Source organism: Microbacterium sp. NC79 (assembly GCF_019061125.1).
Lineage (GTDB): Bacteria > Actinomycetota > Actinomycetes > Actinomycetales > Microbacteriaceae > Microbacterium.
The window spans coordinates 78574-93350 of sequence record NZ_JAHQYI010000002.1 but is presented as its reverse complement, the minus strand read 5'-3'; the positions used below and the strand labels follow the sequence as shown (position 1 = coordinate 93350).

The following is a 14777-nucleotide window of genomic DNA, read 5'->3' as shown; positions in this document are numbered from 1 at the left end:
GTCGATGGCCGAAGAAGGCCCGACATCAAGGAGGCGCAATGGAGCTCACCTACTCGGCTGAGGACGAAGCGTTCCGTGCTGAAATTCGCACCTGGCTCGAAGCCAACCTCATCGGCAAATTTGCCGAGCTGCGCGGCAAGGGCGGCTCTGGCCGCGAGCACGAAGCTTTTGAAGAGCGACTGGAGTGGAACCGTCACATGGCGGCCGCTGGTTGGTCGTGTGTCGCGTGGCCGGTTGAATACGGCGGACGCGGCCTCTCGATCCAGCAACAGGTGATTTTCCACGAGGAGTATGCCCGCTCGGGCGCTCCGGCGCGCGTCAACCACCTCGGCGAGGAGCTTCTCGGCCCGACACTGATCGAGCACGGCACCGCCGAGCAGAAGGCACGCTTCTTGCCGACGATCGTGGCCGTGGAAGAACTGTGGTGCCAGGGCTACTCCGAGCCGGGCGCCGGCTCTGACCTCGCCGCTGTCGCCACCCAGGCACGCCTCAACGGCGATCAGTGGGTTGTCAACGGCCAGAAGGTGTGGACGTCACTTGCCCAGCACGCGCAGTGGTGCTTCGTCGTCGCGCGCACCGAAGAGGGCTCATCGCGCCACGCTGGCCTCAGCTACCTCCTGGTTCCGGTCGACCAGCCGGGCGTCGAAGTGCGCCCCATCCTGCAGCTCACCGGCACGAGCGAATTCAACGAGGTGTTCTTCACCGACGCGGTGACTGACGCTGACCTCGTGGTCGGTGGCGCGGGCAACGGCTGGAAGGTCGCAATGGCGACCCTCGGCTTCGAGCGCGGCGTTTCGACCCTCGCGCAGCAGATCGCATTCCGCGCTGAGCTGGATCTCGTGATCGAGACGGCGAAGAAGAGCGGAACCATTGACGACCCGATTCTGCGTGACGCCATCGTGCGTGCGCACCAGGGTCTTGAAATCATTCGCCTGCACGCCCTCCGCACGCTCGGCGGCGAGCAGGGACTGAACGCTTCTGTCACGAAACTCCTGTGGGCGCGGTGGCACCGTGACCTCGGCGAGCTGGCGATGGCAGCAGAGGGGGCGCTGTCGATCCTTGTGAAGGAAGCGCCCTACGAACTTGATGAACTCCAAACCCTGTTCCTCTTCAGCCGCTCCGACACCCTGTATGGCGGTAGCGATGAGGTACAGCGAAACGTGATTGCCGAACGTATTCTCGGCTTGCCAAGGGAGGCACGCGCATGAACCAGGCTCTGAACCCTCAATACGTCCCGGGCCACGGCCTGCTCGCCGGAAAGCGCGTCGTCGTGACCGCCTCTGCGGGCGCAGGCATTGGTTCCGCAGCGGCCATCAAGTGTCTCGAAGAGGGCGCCGCCTCGGTCATGATTTCGGACACCCACCAGGGGCGTCTCGACACGTCGCTGGCAGAACTGCGCGAGCGCTTCGGCGACGACCGCGTGTTCGCGAAGGCGTGCGACGTCACGAACGAAGAGCAAGTGCAGGCGTTGCTCGACGCGGCTGAGGCCGTTGGTCCGATCGACGTCATGATCAACAACGCGGGCCTGGGTGGCACGGCATCGATTCTGGAGATGACCGACGACCAGTGGAACCTCGTGCTGAACGTCACGCTGACGGGTACGTTCCGCTGCATCCGCGCTGTCGGCCAGCGCATGAAGGCCGCAGGTAACGGCGGTGTCATCGTGAACAACGCGTCGGTTATCGGCTGGCGTGCGCAGGAGGGCCAGGCCCACTACGCGGCAGCGAAGGCTGGCGTTATGGCGCTGACCCGCTCGGCTGCGAAAGACCTCGCGACCGAGGGGATCCGCGTGAACGCGGTGTCGCCTTCGCTCGCGATGCACCCGTTCTTGGAGAAGGTCACCAGCGCTGAGCTGCTCACCGAACTCAAGGCGAAAGAAGCTTTTAACCGTGCAGCCGAGCCGTGGGAGATCGCCAATGTCATGGTGTTCCTCGCGAGCGACTACTCGTCGTACATGACGGGTGAAGTCATCTCGGTCAGCAGCCAGCACGCATAAGTTAGGACAAGAAAATGGCAGAAGCATACATCGTTGACGCTGTTCGCTCTCCCGTCGGAAAGCGCGGTGGCTCGCTCGCAGGCGTACACCCGATCGACCTCGGCGCGCACGCCCTGCGTTCGCTCGTTGAGCGCACCGGAATTGACGCTGGCGCCGTTGATGACGTGATCATCGGAACCACGGACACCATCGGTGGGCAATCGGGTAACGTCGGCCGCTCCGCGCTGCTTGCGGCAGGATTTCCTGAGCACGTGCCGGGTGTGACGATTGACCGCCAGTGCGGTTCGAGCCAGCAGGCCGTGCACTTCGCGGCACAGGGGGTGCTCTCGGGCACGCAGGACCTCGTGATCGCCGGTGGCCTGCAGAACATGTCGCAGATTCCGATTTCGGCGGCCATGATGGTGGGCGAGCAGTTCGGTTTCACCACGCCGTTCGCAGAGTCAGAGGGCTGGAACGCCCGCTACCCTGGCGAAGAGATTTCGCAGTTCCGTGGCGCTGAAATGATCGCCGAAAAGTGGAACATCACCCGCGAAGAGATGGAAGAGTTCGCGTTTGCGAGCCACCAGCGCGCGGCAGCGGCACAGGACGCCGGATACTTCGACAACGAGATCTCGCCGCTGAACGGCCTGGCCTTGGATGAGGGAATCCGCCGTGACACGACGCTTGAGCGCATGGCGGGGCTCAAGACGCTCGTCGATGGCGGACGCCTCACGGCGGCTGTCGCGTCGCAGATTTCCGACGCTTCGTCGGCTGTGCTTGTCGCATCGGAGCAGGCTGTGAAGGACCACGGCCTCACCCCGCGCGCTCGCATCCACCACATCTCAGTGCGTGGTGACAGCCCCGTTTTCATGCTGACCGCTCCGATTCCGGCGACCAAGTACGCGCTGGAGAAGACCGGTCTGTCGATCGACGACATCGACCTGTTCGAGATCAACGAGGCCTTCGCGCCCGTCGTCCTCGCGTGGATGAAGGAGACCGGCGCTACCCACGACCGCGTCAACGTCAACGGTGGCGGTATCGCCCTCGGCCACCCGATCGGCGCGACCGGCACCCGCCTCATGACGACGATGCTCAACGAGCTCGAGCGCCGCGGCGGCCGCTACGCCCTGCAGTCGATGTGTGAGGGCGGCGGACTCGCCAACGTCACCATCATCGAGCGCCTCTAAGCCCTCCCCACAATCGGCCCGCTGGTTCCCCCAGCGGGCCGATTTTTTGTGTGCGGGTGCTTCTGTGCTTCCGTCGCGTGCGTGCTTTGTGGTTCCTGTGTTCTGTGCCTGCTCCATTGGTTCCCACTCGGCGTCCGTACCCTGGCTCGTCGGCCTTGGTTCCGCCCTGCTTTGCTCGCCGCACCCGTGGTTCCGCACCCCACCACCCTGTTCTGCACGATGGCGCCACTCGATGGTGCCGAAATCACGGGGTGTCGCGCTGTCCGCGCCATTTCGTCGTGCAGAACAGGAGAATGCGGCGGGAATGGCGCGGGTGGGAGCCGTGGGGCAAGGGGAGCGCGGGTGAGGGAGGAAGCGTGCGGGCTTGGGCGAGGGAGGAAGCGGGCGGAGCGTGGGTTAGTTGTAGTAGAAGCCCCAGCCGCGGTTGGTGGCGGAGTAGAAGCAGCCGCCGGTCCAGTAGCCCTGGCTCCTGAAACTCAGCCGCTCGGCGTTGCAAATGTTCGCGTTCGGAAAGAACCCCTCGACGGGGTTTTCGACGTACGTTCCGTAGTCGTCGATGACCGCCGGAACCACGACCGTCGGAACCACTGGAGCGGCGGTTGCCAGCGCGGGGGAGGCGACGGCGAACGCCGCGGCACAGAGAACGGTTGCAAACAGTTTCTTGATCATGTCGGGCCCCTTACGCCGTCGTGCCTGGTGCGGCTTTCATGCGAGCTGCGATACTCGCGCCGTCGCGTCGAGCCTAGGCGAGCGCACGATCTCATAACAGGGGTTGACAGATCGACCCCCAGGCGCCGTGTGCGTTGCGTGCTGCCCCCGCCCTCGTACCCGCCGCACCCGCATTCGTGGTTCCGCCGCTCCCGCACCCGTGGTTCCGATGCTCCCGCTCCCGTGGTTCCGGTGTCCTGAGAGGAGGAGATTGTCGCGACAGCCATAGATTTTGGCGGATTTCTTCCCGCTGTCGCGACATTCTCCTGTTCTCGCGACATTGCAGCCGGCCAGGCGGCGGCGGAACCACGCAAAACGCGCCGCCCGTAGTCCACTGACCACGGGCGGCGCGTTCAGACGGGCGCTGTGCGCCTCGCCTCACGAGCGGGTAAAGCCTCGCCTAACGAGCGTGTAAAACCTAGCTAATGAGCGGGAAAAACCTAGCGAACGAGCAGTCCGCCGAGGGCTTCGAGGCGTACGGCGGCCTCGCGAACGACGCGGTCGACGAGCTCTTCACACGACGGCAGGTCATTGATCACGCCGACGACCTGGCCAGACGCGAGCATACCGGCAGACATGTCGCCCTCAACGAGGCCCTGCTTGAGCAGAATCGGGGTGTTCGCGGCCTGCGACATCTGTGCCCAGCTGCGGCCGGTCGCCTTCTTCATCGCGAACATGTCCTTCACGAGCGCTGGCCATGAAAGGCCACTCATCTTCTTGAACTGCAGCGAACGCTTGAGCGTTGCAGGCAGGTTCGTGATGATGTTGGTGTTCTCCAAGCCCTCAACAAACTCGGTGCGCAACAGGCGGTGCGGCATGCCGTCGGCCTTGGTCGTGACGACCGTGCCGTCGAGGCCAAACTCCAGGTAGCGGCGCTTGATCGCCTCCGGAACCGACGAGTCCGAGGTCAGCAGAAAGCGCGTTCCCATGCCAACGCCGACCGCGCCATAGGCAAGGGCGGCAGCGAGGCCGCGTCCGTCGGAGAAACCACCGGCCGCGATCACCGGAATGTCGACAGAAGACACCACAGACGGCAGCAGGATCGACGTCGGCACGGCACCGGTGTGGCCGCCACCCTCGCCGCCCTGAATCATCACAGCGTCTGCGCCCCACGCAGCAACCTTTTCCGCGTGCTTCACGGCCCCAATCGACGGAATGACAACGACGCCGGCATCCTTCAGACGCTTGATCAGCGCCTCCTTCGGAGCCAGCGCGAACGACGCCACCTTCACGCCATGCTTGATCAGCAGCTCGCTACGCTCAACGGCGTCACCGGCATCGGCGCGCAGGTTCACGCCGAACGGCTTGTCGGTGCGCTCCTTCGTCTCGATGATCGCCTTCTCGAGCTCGTCATACGTCATCGTCGCCGACGCCAGGATGCCCAGTGCGCCAGCGTTAGCGGTGGCTGACACGAGCTTGGCGCCTGCCACCCAACCCATACCGGTCTGCACCACGGGGTGCGCAACGCCGGTCAGGTCGGTCAGAGCAGTACGAATCATCTGCGGAGTGGTCATCAGCGGGGAACCTCTCGGTATCGCGCATCGCGCGGGTCAAGGCGCTCGCGAATCAGCGCGAGTTCGCCAGCAGTGGGAAGACGGGTCGTCGGAACCTCGTCAGCAATATGAAGGTCAAAACCGGTGGCTGCCGCCACCTCGGCTACAGATACTCCGGGGTGCACGCTCACGAGCGCCATTGTGCCGCCTGGGCCGGAGAAGTCGAGCACCGCAAGATTTGTCACCACGCGGCGCAGGTCAGCGAAGCGGGCGTCGGCAAGTCGAACGGAACCAGCACCGCAGACGGTGTCGACGGCGGGCACGAAGACGCGCGGCGCGTGCCGCGGGATCCAATAGCTCACCGCGTGGTTCGCGGTGTTCGTCGCAGCGGCGCGCGCGCCGAGCAATTGGTGTGACGGCCGCTGCCAATTACCGATCGCGGAGAAGTTGTGATTGCCGTACTGATCGAGCTGCGAGCCGCCCATGACGACGTGGCGCTTACCGCGAGCAATCAGATCAAACAGCGCGCGGTACGGCAGGTAGTGCTCCGGCTCGGTGAATGGCTCATCGATCGCCGGCGTATCCGCAAACATCGTGGCCTCGCCGTCGCTCAGCATCAGCTCGGGCGCGTGCGTGAGGCGAGCTAGACGGGCGCCGAGTTGGGGAACCAACCCGGTCGGGCTCGCCAGAATCTCGCCGGCACCAACAAACAGATCGCTGATCGCAACCGCACACACCTCGGCGCGCGTCACGTCCAAAACATCCGCCACGTCCGAAACATCCGTCACGTCAGCACCAGCAGTCGCTTCAGCACCAGCAGTCACGTCGGAACCACCGGTCACGTCCGAAGAAAGAGTCACGACGCCTCCCCAAACGCGGCATATGCCCGCCGGAACTCCTCATGTGAGACGTTCGCATAGCGAGACGCAAACGCCTCCCAGTCACCCACAGAGGCGGCATACATCTTCTGAAATGCCTCGTCCCGCGGGTACGACGGCAGGCAGGCGGTCGGCGCTGCGCCCTGCTCAGCCTCGACAATGTGAGAGACATTCAAGCGCGGAATGACGAGCGATTGCAGGGGCTCGGCAGACAGCGACGGAACCACAGATTCTGCACTCATGATCGTTACGTCCGCTGCGGCGGCAAAGTAGTCGTCGAAGAACAGGTCGTCGCCGAGCACTTGACCGTTGCCGCGCTCATCGGCGCGATCCACGTGAATCAGCGCGACATCGAGCTCAATCGCGGGCATTGCCACGAGTTCCTCGCCATCGGCGTACGGCGAGCGAATCATCTTGATGTCCGGATTGCGCAACACAGCGTCAGAGCCGAGCCCCGCTCGCGTGACCTCAAAAGGCAGCCGGTGAGCTGCTGCCCGCAACCCCGAGACCAGCATGGCCTCATCCAAATCGGTGTTGCGAATGGTTCCGGCAACCCGAGCCGCCGCGAAGTGCGGTTCGATCGCGATCGTGTCAAGCGACACGAAGCCGTGCATGACGCGGGCGGCCTGCCCGGTCGCGCACAGCATGCCAACATCGGCACCGCCGAAGCTGACAATCGTCAACCCGCGCACGCCGGAGCGAATGAGGGCGCGCACGAGGGCCATCGGCTTGCGCCGCGACCCCCAGCCGCCAATCCCGATCGTCATGCCATCGCGGAAGAGACCGGGAACCTCCTCATCCCGCAGGCGCTTGTTGCTCATCGATCAAACTTACGTGTCGAGGTTCTTGCCGGTCGCGACGAACTCATCGCGGTGCTCGTCAGCGACACCGGCGAGGTTGAGTTCAAACGTGAAGCCCTGCTCGAAGCGGTACGACGCGTTGACGTCCATCGGGTCGATGCCGTTCAGCGCCGCCTTCGCAGCGCGAATAACACGCGGGTCCTTCGCCGCGATCTCGCTGGCGAAGGAGAGCGCGGTCTCCTCGAGCTTGTCGAGCGGAACCACGTCCCACACCGTGCCGAGCTCGTACAGACGCTGGGCGGTGATGGTGCGGCTGGAGTAGTACATCGAGCGCAGCAGGTTCTGCGGAACCAGGCGGCTGAGGTGCGTTGCCGCGCCCAGGGCACCGCGGTCAACCTCGGGAACGCCAAAGTACGCGTCTTCTGAAGCGATGATCGTGTCGGCGTTGCCAGCGAAGCCAACGCCGCCGCCGACGCAGAAGCCGTTGATCGCAGCGATCACGGGCACGGGGCACTCGTAAATCGCCTTGAACGACTCGTAGCAGCCGCGGTTTGCGCCGAGGATGCCGGAGAAGCCTTCGATCTTCTGCATCTCTTTAATATCGACACCGGCGTTAAAGCCCTTGCCTTCGGCGCGCAGTACGACAACGCGCGTGTCTGCGTCTTTGCCCGCTTCGATCATGGCATCGGCCACGTCGAACCAGCCCTGCACGGGCAGGGCGTTCACGGGTGGGTAGTTCATCGTGATGACACGAACACCTTTGTCGTGCATCTGGGATGTAAGCGTCATGGACAACCTCGTAACCTAACGTTTGCTTGCTTGACCCTAGCACTTGCTTGGTTGCTCGCAAAAGGGCAGGATAGAGATACCTAGCAATTGCTTGGTAGGCATGCGCGCTAGCGTAAGACTTCAAGACTCAAAGAGGAGGCTGGCACATGGCCGGAATTCTGGATGGACGCGTTGCAATCGTGACGGGTGCCGGACGCGGACTCGGGCGCGAGCACGCCCTCGAACTTGCCCGTCAGGGCGCCAAGGTTGTCGTCAACGACCTCGGCACGACGCTCGGTGGCGACGGAGAATCCGTCGGCCCCGCGCAGGAAGTTGTTGACATCATTCGTGCCGCTGGTGGCGAAGCCGTCGCCAATGGTTCCGACATCGCAGACTTCGAGCAGGCTGGCCAGCTCGTGCAGCAGGCCATCGACACGTTCGGACGCCTCGACATTCTCGTCAACAACGCGGGCTTCGTGCGTGACCGCATGCTGGTCAACACCGGCGAAGACGAGTGGGACGCCGTTATTCGCGTGCACCTGAAGGGGCACTTCGCAACGATGCGTCACGCCGGTGCATACTGGCGCACCGAATCCAAGGAGGGCCGCCAGCCGGTCGCTCGCGTCATCAACACGTCGTCGGGCGCAGGCCTGCAGGGCTCGATCGGTCAGGCCAGCTACTCGGCAGCCAAGGCAGGCATCGCGGCGCTGTCGATTGTTGCCGCAGCTGAGATGGGTCGCTACGGCGTCACCGTCAACGCCATTGCGCCGTCGGCGCGTACCCGCATGACCGAGGGGCCGTTCGCTGAAGCGATGGCGGCGCCCGAGGACGGCTTCGACAAGATGAACCCGGCAAACGTATCGCCGGTTGTCGCGTGGCTCGCGAGTGAAGACGCAGCGGATGTCACGGGCCGTGTCATCGAAATCGAAGGCGGCAAGATTTGCCTCGAGAACGGCTGGGCACACGGCCCTGCCAACGACCTTGGTCGCCGCTGGGAGGCTGCCGAAGTCGGCGCCGCCGTGCGCGATCTGATCGCCGCTGCCCCCGCACCCGAGCCGGTGTACGGATCATGACCGCAACCGCCGGAGACTGGGCCGGTCGCCCCATTGGTGACCGCGTCGTGAGCTACACCGAGTGGGATGCGATTCTCTACGCGCTCGCCGTCGGTGCGCCAGCCGATCGCCTCGACCTGGTCTTTGAAGATCAGTTCCGGGTGATGCCGACGTTTGGCCTGACGCTTGCACAGTGGGCTCCCGACGTTCTCGCCACCGAAGGCGCGTGGGACAACACGTCGGTGCACGGCTCGCAGAAGCTCGTCGTGCACAAGGAACTGCCACGACAGGGCGAAATTTCGATGAGCGCGCGCGTAGGTAACGTGTGGGACAAGGGTGCCGCCTCGATCTTTGAGATCGAGGTCACCTGCGAGTACTTCACCGCCACATGGTCGATCTTTGCCCCGGGCACAGGTGGCTGGGGCGGCGAACGCGGAGCGAAAGCGGAACCTGCGGTGCGGGAGGGGGAGGGTGACGTTCTCGAATACAACGTTGCGCTGAACTCAGCTGCGCTGTACCGCCTCACCGGCGATCGCCACCACATTCACATTGACCCGGCAGCCGCCGCCAGGATCGGCCAGGAAAAGCCGATCCTGCAGGGCCTCGCCACGATTGCCGGTGCGTTGATTCCGCTGGCTGACGCGGCAGGTAAGCACCCGGCCGACCTCGTCGAGCTTGAGGGTCGGTTCTCGGGAATGGTAATTCCGGGCGACCACCTGCAGATTCGCACGTGGGGCGAATCGTTTGACATTGAACGCGACGGAACCGTTGTGATCGCAGCCGGAAAGGCGACGTTCGCATGAGTCGTGTTCTGGTTGTCGGCGGCACCGGTTTTATCGGCTCTGAGGTCGTGCGCCAGCTCCGTGAGCGTGGCGATGACGTCGTCATTCTGTCGCGTCGCGAAGAGGCAGAGGGTGACCCCCGCCACATCGCGGGAGTCGAACGACTCCTTGGCGACTACATGGCACCGGAAGCGGTGGACCTCTCCGGGTTCGACGGCATCATTTTCGCAGCAGGACACGACATTCGTCACGTTGCCGCAGGCGACGATGACGAAGCGTTCTGGGGTCGCGTGCAACGCGATGGTGTTCCAGCGTTCGCCGCCGCCGCGAAAAAGGCCGGAGTTGCCCGGTTCGTGCAGGTCGGATCGTACTACCACCAGCTGCACCCCGAGTGGGCCGCAAACGACCTCTACATCGCCGCCAGAAAGGCAGCCGATGAGGGGGCGCGTGCTCTGACGGATGAGACGTTCGCGGCGATCACCGTGAACCCGCCGTCGATCGTCGGCGCGAACTCAGACCGCGGGGTGCGCGGGTTTGCTCGCCTCGTCAGCTGGGTGCGCGGCGAGCGAGCGGAACCAGGTCTCTGGGGCCCAGCTGGTGGCACGAACTACATGTCGGTGCGTTCCCTCGCGCAGGCGCTGATCGGCGCCCTCGACCGCGGCGAGCCTGGCAAGGCCTATCTCGTCGGCGACGAGAGCCTGAGCTACTCCGAATACTGGCAGTGGATTGCCGATGCCGCGGGCTCATCGCACACCATTGAAGAGCGCGACGAAGAGCACCCTTTCCAGCCGGATCGCTTCATTGTGCAGGGCCGCGGCAATGTCATCGCTTACGAGCCTGACGCCGCCGAAACAGCCCTGCTCGGATACGACCGCCATGATGTGCGCCGCGAACTCGCGGCCATTGTGGCGGCTGTCGACGCACTGCCGCCGCGTAGCTAGGGCGTCAGTGCGCGGTGTGGGGGAGGCTCTGGGCATCATGCCACAGAGCCTCCACCTGCTCCAGCGTGTGCGCCATGGTTCCGTCTGTGCGAATCACCCGATCGGCGATCGCCTCGCGCGGCCCGGCAGCGCCCTGCGCCGCGATGCGATCGGCTGCGTGCTGTGGCGAATACCCGCGACCGCTGATGAGGCGCTCGGCTCGCACCGCATCGTCGGCCTCGACGGTCACAACGTAGTCGTATGTCCATGGCAGGGTGCGACCGGTGTACAGCGGAATCTCATGGATGAGGGTCGCTTGCGGGTCGCTGGCGCGTACTGCAGCGATGCGCACAACGGTGGCCCGCTCGATCGCGGGAAACAGAATGCGGTTGTAGGCGCTCCGAAGCTCAGGGTCAGAGAACACCCGCGCGCCAACCGCTTCGCGGTCCAACGTTTCGTCGGCATGGAAGGCGTCGTCGCCGAGCAAGTCCCGAATCTGCGAGACCGTGACAGCGCCAATCGGATCGGCCGGGTCAACAACGGCGCGTGCCACCTGATCGCCGTCGAGAAGATGAGCGCCGCGTTCGGCCAGCGCCCGAGCCACCGTACTTTTCCCGGCGCCGATGCCACCGGTAATCGCAATGATTCGCATCGCAACCTCCGTCGCCCAGCCTACGGGCGCATCTCGTGCAAAGGAGCACCATGACTTTTCTTGCCATCAACCTGATGGACATCGACTCACTGCCCAGCGCATCGGGTGAGCCCGCCGGGTTTGCCGCGATGCGTGATCTCGCCATCATGGCCGATGAGATGGGGGTCGACAAGATTGTGTTGCCTGAGCATGTGCTGATTTCCCGCCAAGCGCACGCCAACCGCGAAGGCTTTCCCTATCCCGTTGAGGCATCGTGGTTCGACCCGATGGTGGCGCTCGGCGCCATCGCCGCGGTGACCCGCAACGCCCGCCTCAGCACAAATGTGATGATTGCGCCATTGCGCCCTGCTCCACTGCTTGCCAAGCAGCTCGCCACGCTCGATGCGCTGAGCGGCGGACGCCTCGACGCTGCCTTCGGGGTCGGGTGGCAGCGGGAGGAGTATGACGCGGCTGAACGGGCGTTTGAGGGACGATTCGGAACCATGGACGAGCAGATCGCGGCATGTCGCGCGCTGTGGGCGGGCGGAGACGCCCAGTTCGTGGGCAAGAAGGTGTCATTCGATGACGCGTGGTCGATGCCGCAACCCGTGCAGGGGGCGGCGCTGCCGATCTATCTCGGCCTCGCACTCACACCCCGCGGCGTGCAGCGCGTGGTGACGCTGGCTGATGGGTGGCAGGCGCCGCCGATGCCCGCGGCAGAGTTCGCCGACGCGGTTGCCACGATCACCGATGCCGCTGGCACAAAGCCGATGCACTTCACCGGAGCGCTCTCCATTCACCCGCGCGGCACCGTGATGAGCGCGGTCGATGATCCGTTCGCTCAAGCCGCAGGACTCTGGCAGGCCGGGGCTCACACTGTGATTGCGCACCCGCGACACTTTTGCGAATCGATGGCCGACGTGGAGCGTTACCTCACCGACCTGGTGGCGCAACGCGAAGCCACGGCCGTCACCGATAGCTAGGCGCACTCGCCTCGCGACCCGCCAGGTTACGATTCGATTCCGAGCCGCAGCAATACCGAAGGGTGCAATCCGTCGCGGTCAACTGCGAGCTTTCGCATCGCGCGGTAGAGGTGCGACTCGACCGTGCGAACCGAAAGGAACAGCCGCTGTGCGATGTCAGCATTGCGGTGTCCTTGCGCGGCAAGCAGCGCAATCTCGTATTCGCGCGGCGTCAATGGTTCCGCCTTCTCTTCCATCGCACGCAATCGTGACGTCACGGTGCGCTTGAGCGGGCGCACCGACTTCTCAAACGCGTGATCCCCGCTCACCAGCGGAGTAAGCGCAGTCAAAGCGGCCTGTGCCTGCTCACCGCCACCCATCGACTGGAAGGTGAAGGCGGCCCGTCGAAGTCGTGAAGGATCCCCCTCTTCGATGCCGATGCAGAAATCCAGCATGGCCCCAGGAATCGTTGCCTCCTCGATGCCGGCAATGTCATCGATGGGGCTACCTGCACCGATTCCGGTGGAGGCTGACGTCAGGAAGCGCTGAGCGAGTTTTACAAGAGGAACCGATGCGTCAGGAAGGGCACTGATGGCATCGGAGAAGGCCACCTGACCGCGCTGCAACTCAATAGTCAGCGCGAGTGCCAGGGTCACGGCCTGCGACAGTGGCGAAGTCACGGGAGAGAACAGCGGCTCGGGCTGGTGTCCGCCCACCGCAGCGAGAACCCAGGCGGATACGTCGGTCCGCGCCTGGCGCGTCAGGAAGCGAATGTCGCCCTGCATCTCATCTTGCTGGTCGTGCTGTGCCGAAATGATCAGGTGACAAATGGCGGCAGCCGTGCTCATCGAGAGGTCTTCATGCAGCAACCCCTCGGTGATGAACCGGTCAATGACCTGCTCGAAGCTGATCGGCACACGCTGCCCGGCAGCGCCGAACGCACACGTGATGACGGTGAGCGCGTCGAGTGTCATGCGCCGCGTCAGGTCGGCCTTGAGGCCACGCTCAAACGTCGTCGCGGTCGCCAATTGAGCAAAAGCCTCGGCAGTGGTCCGTAGCGCCGCATGGTCGAGGCGTCGCGCGTGTACCAGAGCGTTCACGCTGTATCCGCGGAGCGCCGCGAGTGTGTTGCGGTGAGACGGAACCAGCAGGGGGGCCGTCAGGCGCAGCGCCTCATCGAAGTCGCCGAGATCTAGGGCTCCTGCGGCGACGAGGCTGGCGCGGTGCGCTTCGAGTCCGTACCGGTCGATGGTGTCGCTCTGCTGTTCGCCAATTTCGGCGAGCAGGTCGTCGAGGCCAGCCACGGTGGCGGTCAACGGCATCTGCAGACACAGCGCCCACAGGGATAGGTCGGCGACCGGAATCTTTTGGCCGGCGCGGAGGTCAGCAGCCAACCGTTCGAAGTCGTCACTCTCCTGGCGGGCGATTCGTCGCAGACCGTCCGTCGCGGCGGCAGGGTGCATCGTCAGGATGCGACGTGCAATCGCAGCCGCTGGTTCCGACTCGCCGCGACGACGAGCGAGCCACATTGCCATGCTCAATACTGCGAGTTGTGCGTCGCTGTCGATCAGCGCGCGCAGCGTCGCGTCGACCGTGAGCGCGCGTGCAGCCACGTTAACTTCGCTCTCGCTGCATTCGGCGTCGATAACAACAGACGCGCAAATGTCAGCGATGATGTCTTGCGCGAGGGCCGTCATTTCGGGCTCAGACATCATGCGCAGCGCAGACTGGAATGGTAGCGGAATGCACAGGGTGTCACGGTGATCGCTGATCACGTGTGATTCGATGAGTAGCGACAGTTCAACGCGGTTGAAGAAGCGGCGAATGCGGGTGAAACTCACGCCGACGAGCGGCAGGAGTGAGCTCGCGAATCGTTGTAATGCGGGGGGCAAGCCAGCGAGCACACCCGATGCCTCGATCAGTGTGCGACGCGATGGTGTCGACAGGCTGTCTTCTTCGACAGGCGAATCGTTCAGCGTGTGGAGCAGTGACACGGCAACGCGCGGAAATCCGCCGCTTTGCGCCCACACCCACCGGCGCTCGACGAGCGTGGGCTCGGCATGCATGGGGGTGACGCTCACCTGTTCTTCGATGAGAGCATCGCACTGTGTCAGCGTGAGCGGGAGCAGAGTCATCGTGGTGGCGCGGGCCAGTACGGGCGTGCGTGCCGTGCTGTCGGTGGGGTCAGCGAAGGGGTGTGGTGGGCGGCGGGTTGCGAAGAACCGGACGCCGTCGGAACGCTGCAGATCGGCAAGTCGGCTCAGATCCGTCGCGCTGAGCGCATCGAGGTCGGCGATTACGATGGCGCGATCCTTGCTGCTCATCGGGCTCGGCTGATCAAGCCGGATGGTGCGCCATCCTTCGACGCGGGCGGCGCGAGCGACGGTGGCGCGCAGCATGCTCTTTCCGAGGCCAGGCTCAGCCTCAACGATCACGTCGCGATTCGAAGCCAAAGCCTCAAGAATCGCCGTAACGGTCTCGGCGCGGCCGTAATACAACGGCGAAACCGAATCGGTGGGCGTCGTCCTCGGAGACGAAAAATCTGTGTTTTGCATGACAAACGACCTGTGGGAGGTGAACGGGTTTTATTGTGTGGTGCTGGGTACTGCCTTTGGTGCAAT

At 64.3% G+C, this 14777-nt stretch carries 14 protein-coding genes; 7 read left to right on the top strand and 7 right to left on the bottom strand.

The window, feature by feature from the left end; genetic code table 11:
• Positions 1-38 precede the first annotated feature (38 nt).
• From KTJ77_RS10640 to KTJ77_RS10630, 3 genes are read left to right on the top strand one after another with little or no spacing between them, the layout of a single operon-like run.
• The gene (locus KTJ77_RS10640) at positions 39-1208 is read left to right on the top strand and encodes an acyl-CoA dehydrogenase family protein (protein WP_217338524.1); all 1170 of its coding nucleotides are present in this window, start codon (positions 39-41) and stop codon (positions 1206-1208) included.
• Positions 1205-1996: an SDR family oxidoreductase gene (locus KTJ77_RS10635; RefSeq protein ID WP_217338523.1), complete on the top strand. Its 792-nt coding sequence runs from the start codon at positions 1205-1207 to the stop codon at positions 1994-1996. Before KTJ77_RS10640 ends, KTJ77_RS10635 begins: the two co-directional genes overlap by 4 nt.
• A 14-nt stretch (positions 1997-2010) precedes the next feature.
• Complete coding sequence (locus tag KTJ77_RS10630; RefSeq protein WP_217338522.1) at positions 2011-3162, top strand: acetyl-CoA C-acetyltransferase; 1152 nt, start codon at positions 2011-2013, stop codon at positions 3160-3162.
• A gap of 396 nt (positions 3163-3558) precedes the next feature.
• On the opposite strand, the gene KTJ77_RS10625 is transcribed toward KTJ77_RS10630, so the two are convergent.
• From KTJ77_RS10625 to KTJ77_RS10605, 5 genes are all read right to left on the bottom strand, one after another.
• The gene (locus tag KTJ77_RS10625) at positions 3559-3831 is read right to left on the bottom strand and encodes a hypothetical protein (protein WP_217338521.1); all 273 of its coding nucleotides are present in this window, start codon (positions 3829-3831) and stop codon (positions 3559-3561) included.
• A 479-nt stretch (positions 3832-4310) separates the two neighbouring features.
• Positions 4311-5384: a nitronate monooxygenase family protein gene (locus KTJ77_RS10620; protein ID WP_217338520.1), complete on the bottom strand. Its 1074-nt coding sequence runs from the start codon at positions 5382-5384 to the stop codon at positions 4311-4313.
• Positions 5384-6223, bottom strand: coding sequence for a CoA-transferase subunit beta (locus KTJ77_RS10615; protein WP_367948907.1), 840 nt, complete (start codon positions 6221-6223; stop codon positions 5384-5386). The genes KTJ77_RS10620 and KTJ77_RS10615 overlap by 1 nt, the downstream gene beginning before the upstream one ends.
• Positions 6220-7062: a CoA transferase subunit A gene (locus KTJ77_RS10610; protein WP_217338519.1), complete on the bottom strand. Its 843-nt coding sequence runs from the start codon at positions 7060-7062 to the stop codon at positions 6220-6222. The genes KTJ77_RS10615 and KTJ77_RS10610 overlap by 4 nt, the downstream gene beginning before the upstream one ends.
• Positions 7063-7071: 9 nt before the next feature.
• Positions 7072-7830: an enoyl-CoA hydratase family protein gene (locus KTJ77_RS10605; protein ID WP_217338518.1), complete on the bottom strand. Its 759-nt coding sequence runs from the start codon at positions 7828-7830 to the stop codon at positions 7072-7074.
• 146 nt (positions 7831-7976) lie between these two features.
• On the opposite strand from KTJ77_RS10605, the gene KTJ77_RS10600 reads away from it, so the two are divergent.
• The 3 genes from KTJ77_RS10600 to KTJ77_RS10590 are packed head-to-tail and all read left to right on the top strand — an operon-like array spanning position 7977 to position 10584.
• Positions 7977-8882, top strand: coding sequence for an SDR family oxidoreductase (locus KTJ77_RS10600; protein ID WP_217338517.1), 906 nt, complete (start codon positions 7977-7979; stop codon positions 8880-8882).
• Complete coding sequence (locus KTJ77_RS10595; protein WP_217338516.1) at positions 8879-9664, top strand: MaoC/PaaZ C-terminal domain-containing protein; 786 nt, start codon at positions 8879-8881, stop codon at positions 9662-9664. The genes KTJ77_RS10600 and KTJ77_RS10595 overlap by 4 nt, the downstream gene beginning before the upstream one ends.
• Entirely contained in the window at positions 9661-10584 is a 924-nt protein-coding gene (locus KTJ77_RS10590; RefSeq protein ID WP_217338515.1) for an NAD(P)-dependent oxidoreductase, read from the top strand. Before KTJ77_RS10595 ends, KTJ77_RS10590 begins: the two co-directional genes overlap by 4 nt.
• A gap of 4 nt (positions 10585-10588) precedes the next feature.
• Here KTJ77_RS10590 and coaE read toward each other — a convergent pair whose 3' ends face one another.
• Positions 10589-11215 (bottom strand): dephospho-CoA kinase, encoded by a 627-nt coding sequence (coaE, locus tag KTJ77_RS10585; protein ID WP_217338514.1) that lies wholly within the window; start codon positions 11213-11215, stop codon positions 10589-10591.
• A gap of 50 nt (positions 11216-11265) precedes the next feature.
• On the opposite strand from coaE, the gene KTJ77_RS10580 reads away from it, so the two are divergent.
• The gene (locus tag KTJ77_RS10580; RefSeq protein WP_217338513.1) at positions 11266-12177 is read left to right on the top strand and encodes a TIGR03619 family F420-dependent LLM class oxidoreductase; all 912 of its coding nucleotides are present in this window, start codon (positions 11266-11268) and stop codon (positions 12175-12177) included.
• A 26-nt stretch (positions 12178-12203) separates the two neighbouring features.
• On the opposite strand, the gene KTJ77_RS10575 is transcribed toward KTJ77_RS10580, so the two are convergent.
• On the bottom strand, positions 12204-14609 hold the full coding sequence (locus tag KTJ77_RS10575; protein ID WP_254367763.1) for a helix-turn-helix transcriptional regulator: 2406 nt from the start codon (positions 14607-14609) through the stop codon (positions 12204-12206).
• Positions 14610-14777: the final 168 nt, after the last annotated feature.

Excerpts from the sequence above, each read along its gene's own strand:
- KTJ77_RS10640 (WP_217338524.1), top strand. The coding sequence starts at position 39 with ATGGAGCTCACCTACTCGGCTGAGGACGAAGCGTTCCGTGCTGAAATT.
- KTJ77_RS10635 (WP_217338523.1), top strand. The coding sequence starts at position 1,205 with ATGAACCAGGCTCTGAACCCTCAATACGTCCCGGGCCACGGCCTGCTC.
- KTJ77_RS10630 (WP_217338522.1), top strand. The coding sequence starts at position 2,011 with ATGGCAGAAGCATACATCGTTGACGCTGTTCGCTCTCCCGTCGGAAAG.
- KTJ77_RS10625 (WP_217338521.1), bottom strand. The coding sequence starts at position 3,831 with ATGATCAAGAAACTGTTTGCAACCGTTCTCTGTGCCGCGGCGTTCGCC.
- KTJ77_RS10620 (WP_217338520.1), bottom strand. The coding sequence starts at position 5,384 with ATGACCACTCCGCAGATGATTCGTACTGCTCTGACCGACCTGACCGGC.
- KTJ77_RS10610 (WP_217338519.1), bottom strand. The coding sequence starts at position 7,062 with ATGAGCAACAAGCGCCTGCGGGATGAGGAGGTTCCCGGTCTCTTCCGC.
- KTJ77_RS10605 (WP_217338518.1), bottom strand. The coding sequence starts at position 7,830 with ATGACGCTTACATCCCAGATGCACGACAAAGGTGTTCGTGTCATCACG.
- KTJ77_RS10600 (WP_217338517.1), top strand. The coding sequence starts at position 7,977 with ATGGCCGGAATTCTGGATGGACGCGTTGCAATCGTGACGGGTGCCGGA.
- KTJ77_RS10595 (WP_217338516.1), top strand. The coding sequence starts at position 8,879 with ATGACCGCAACCGCCGGAGACTGGGCCGGTCGCCCCATTGGTGACCGC.
- KTJ77_RS10590 (WP_217338515.1), top strand. The coding sequence starts at position 9,661 with ATGAGTCGTGTTCTGGTTGTCGGCGGCACCGGTTTTATCGGCTCTGAG.
- coaE (WP_217338514.1), bottom strand. The coding sequence starts at position 11,215 with ATGCGAATCATTGCGATTACCGGTGGCATCGGCGCCGGGAAAAGTACG.
- KTJ77_RS10580 (WP_217338513.1), top strand. The coding sequence starts at position 11,266 with ATGACTTTTCTTGCCATCAACCTGATGGACATCGACTCACTGCCCAGC.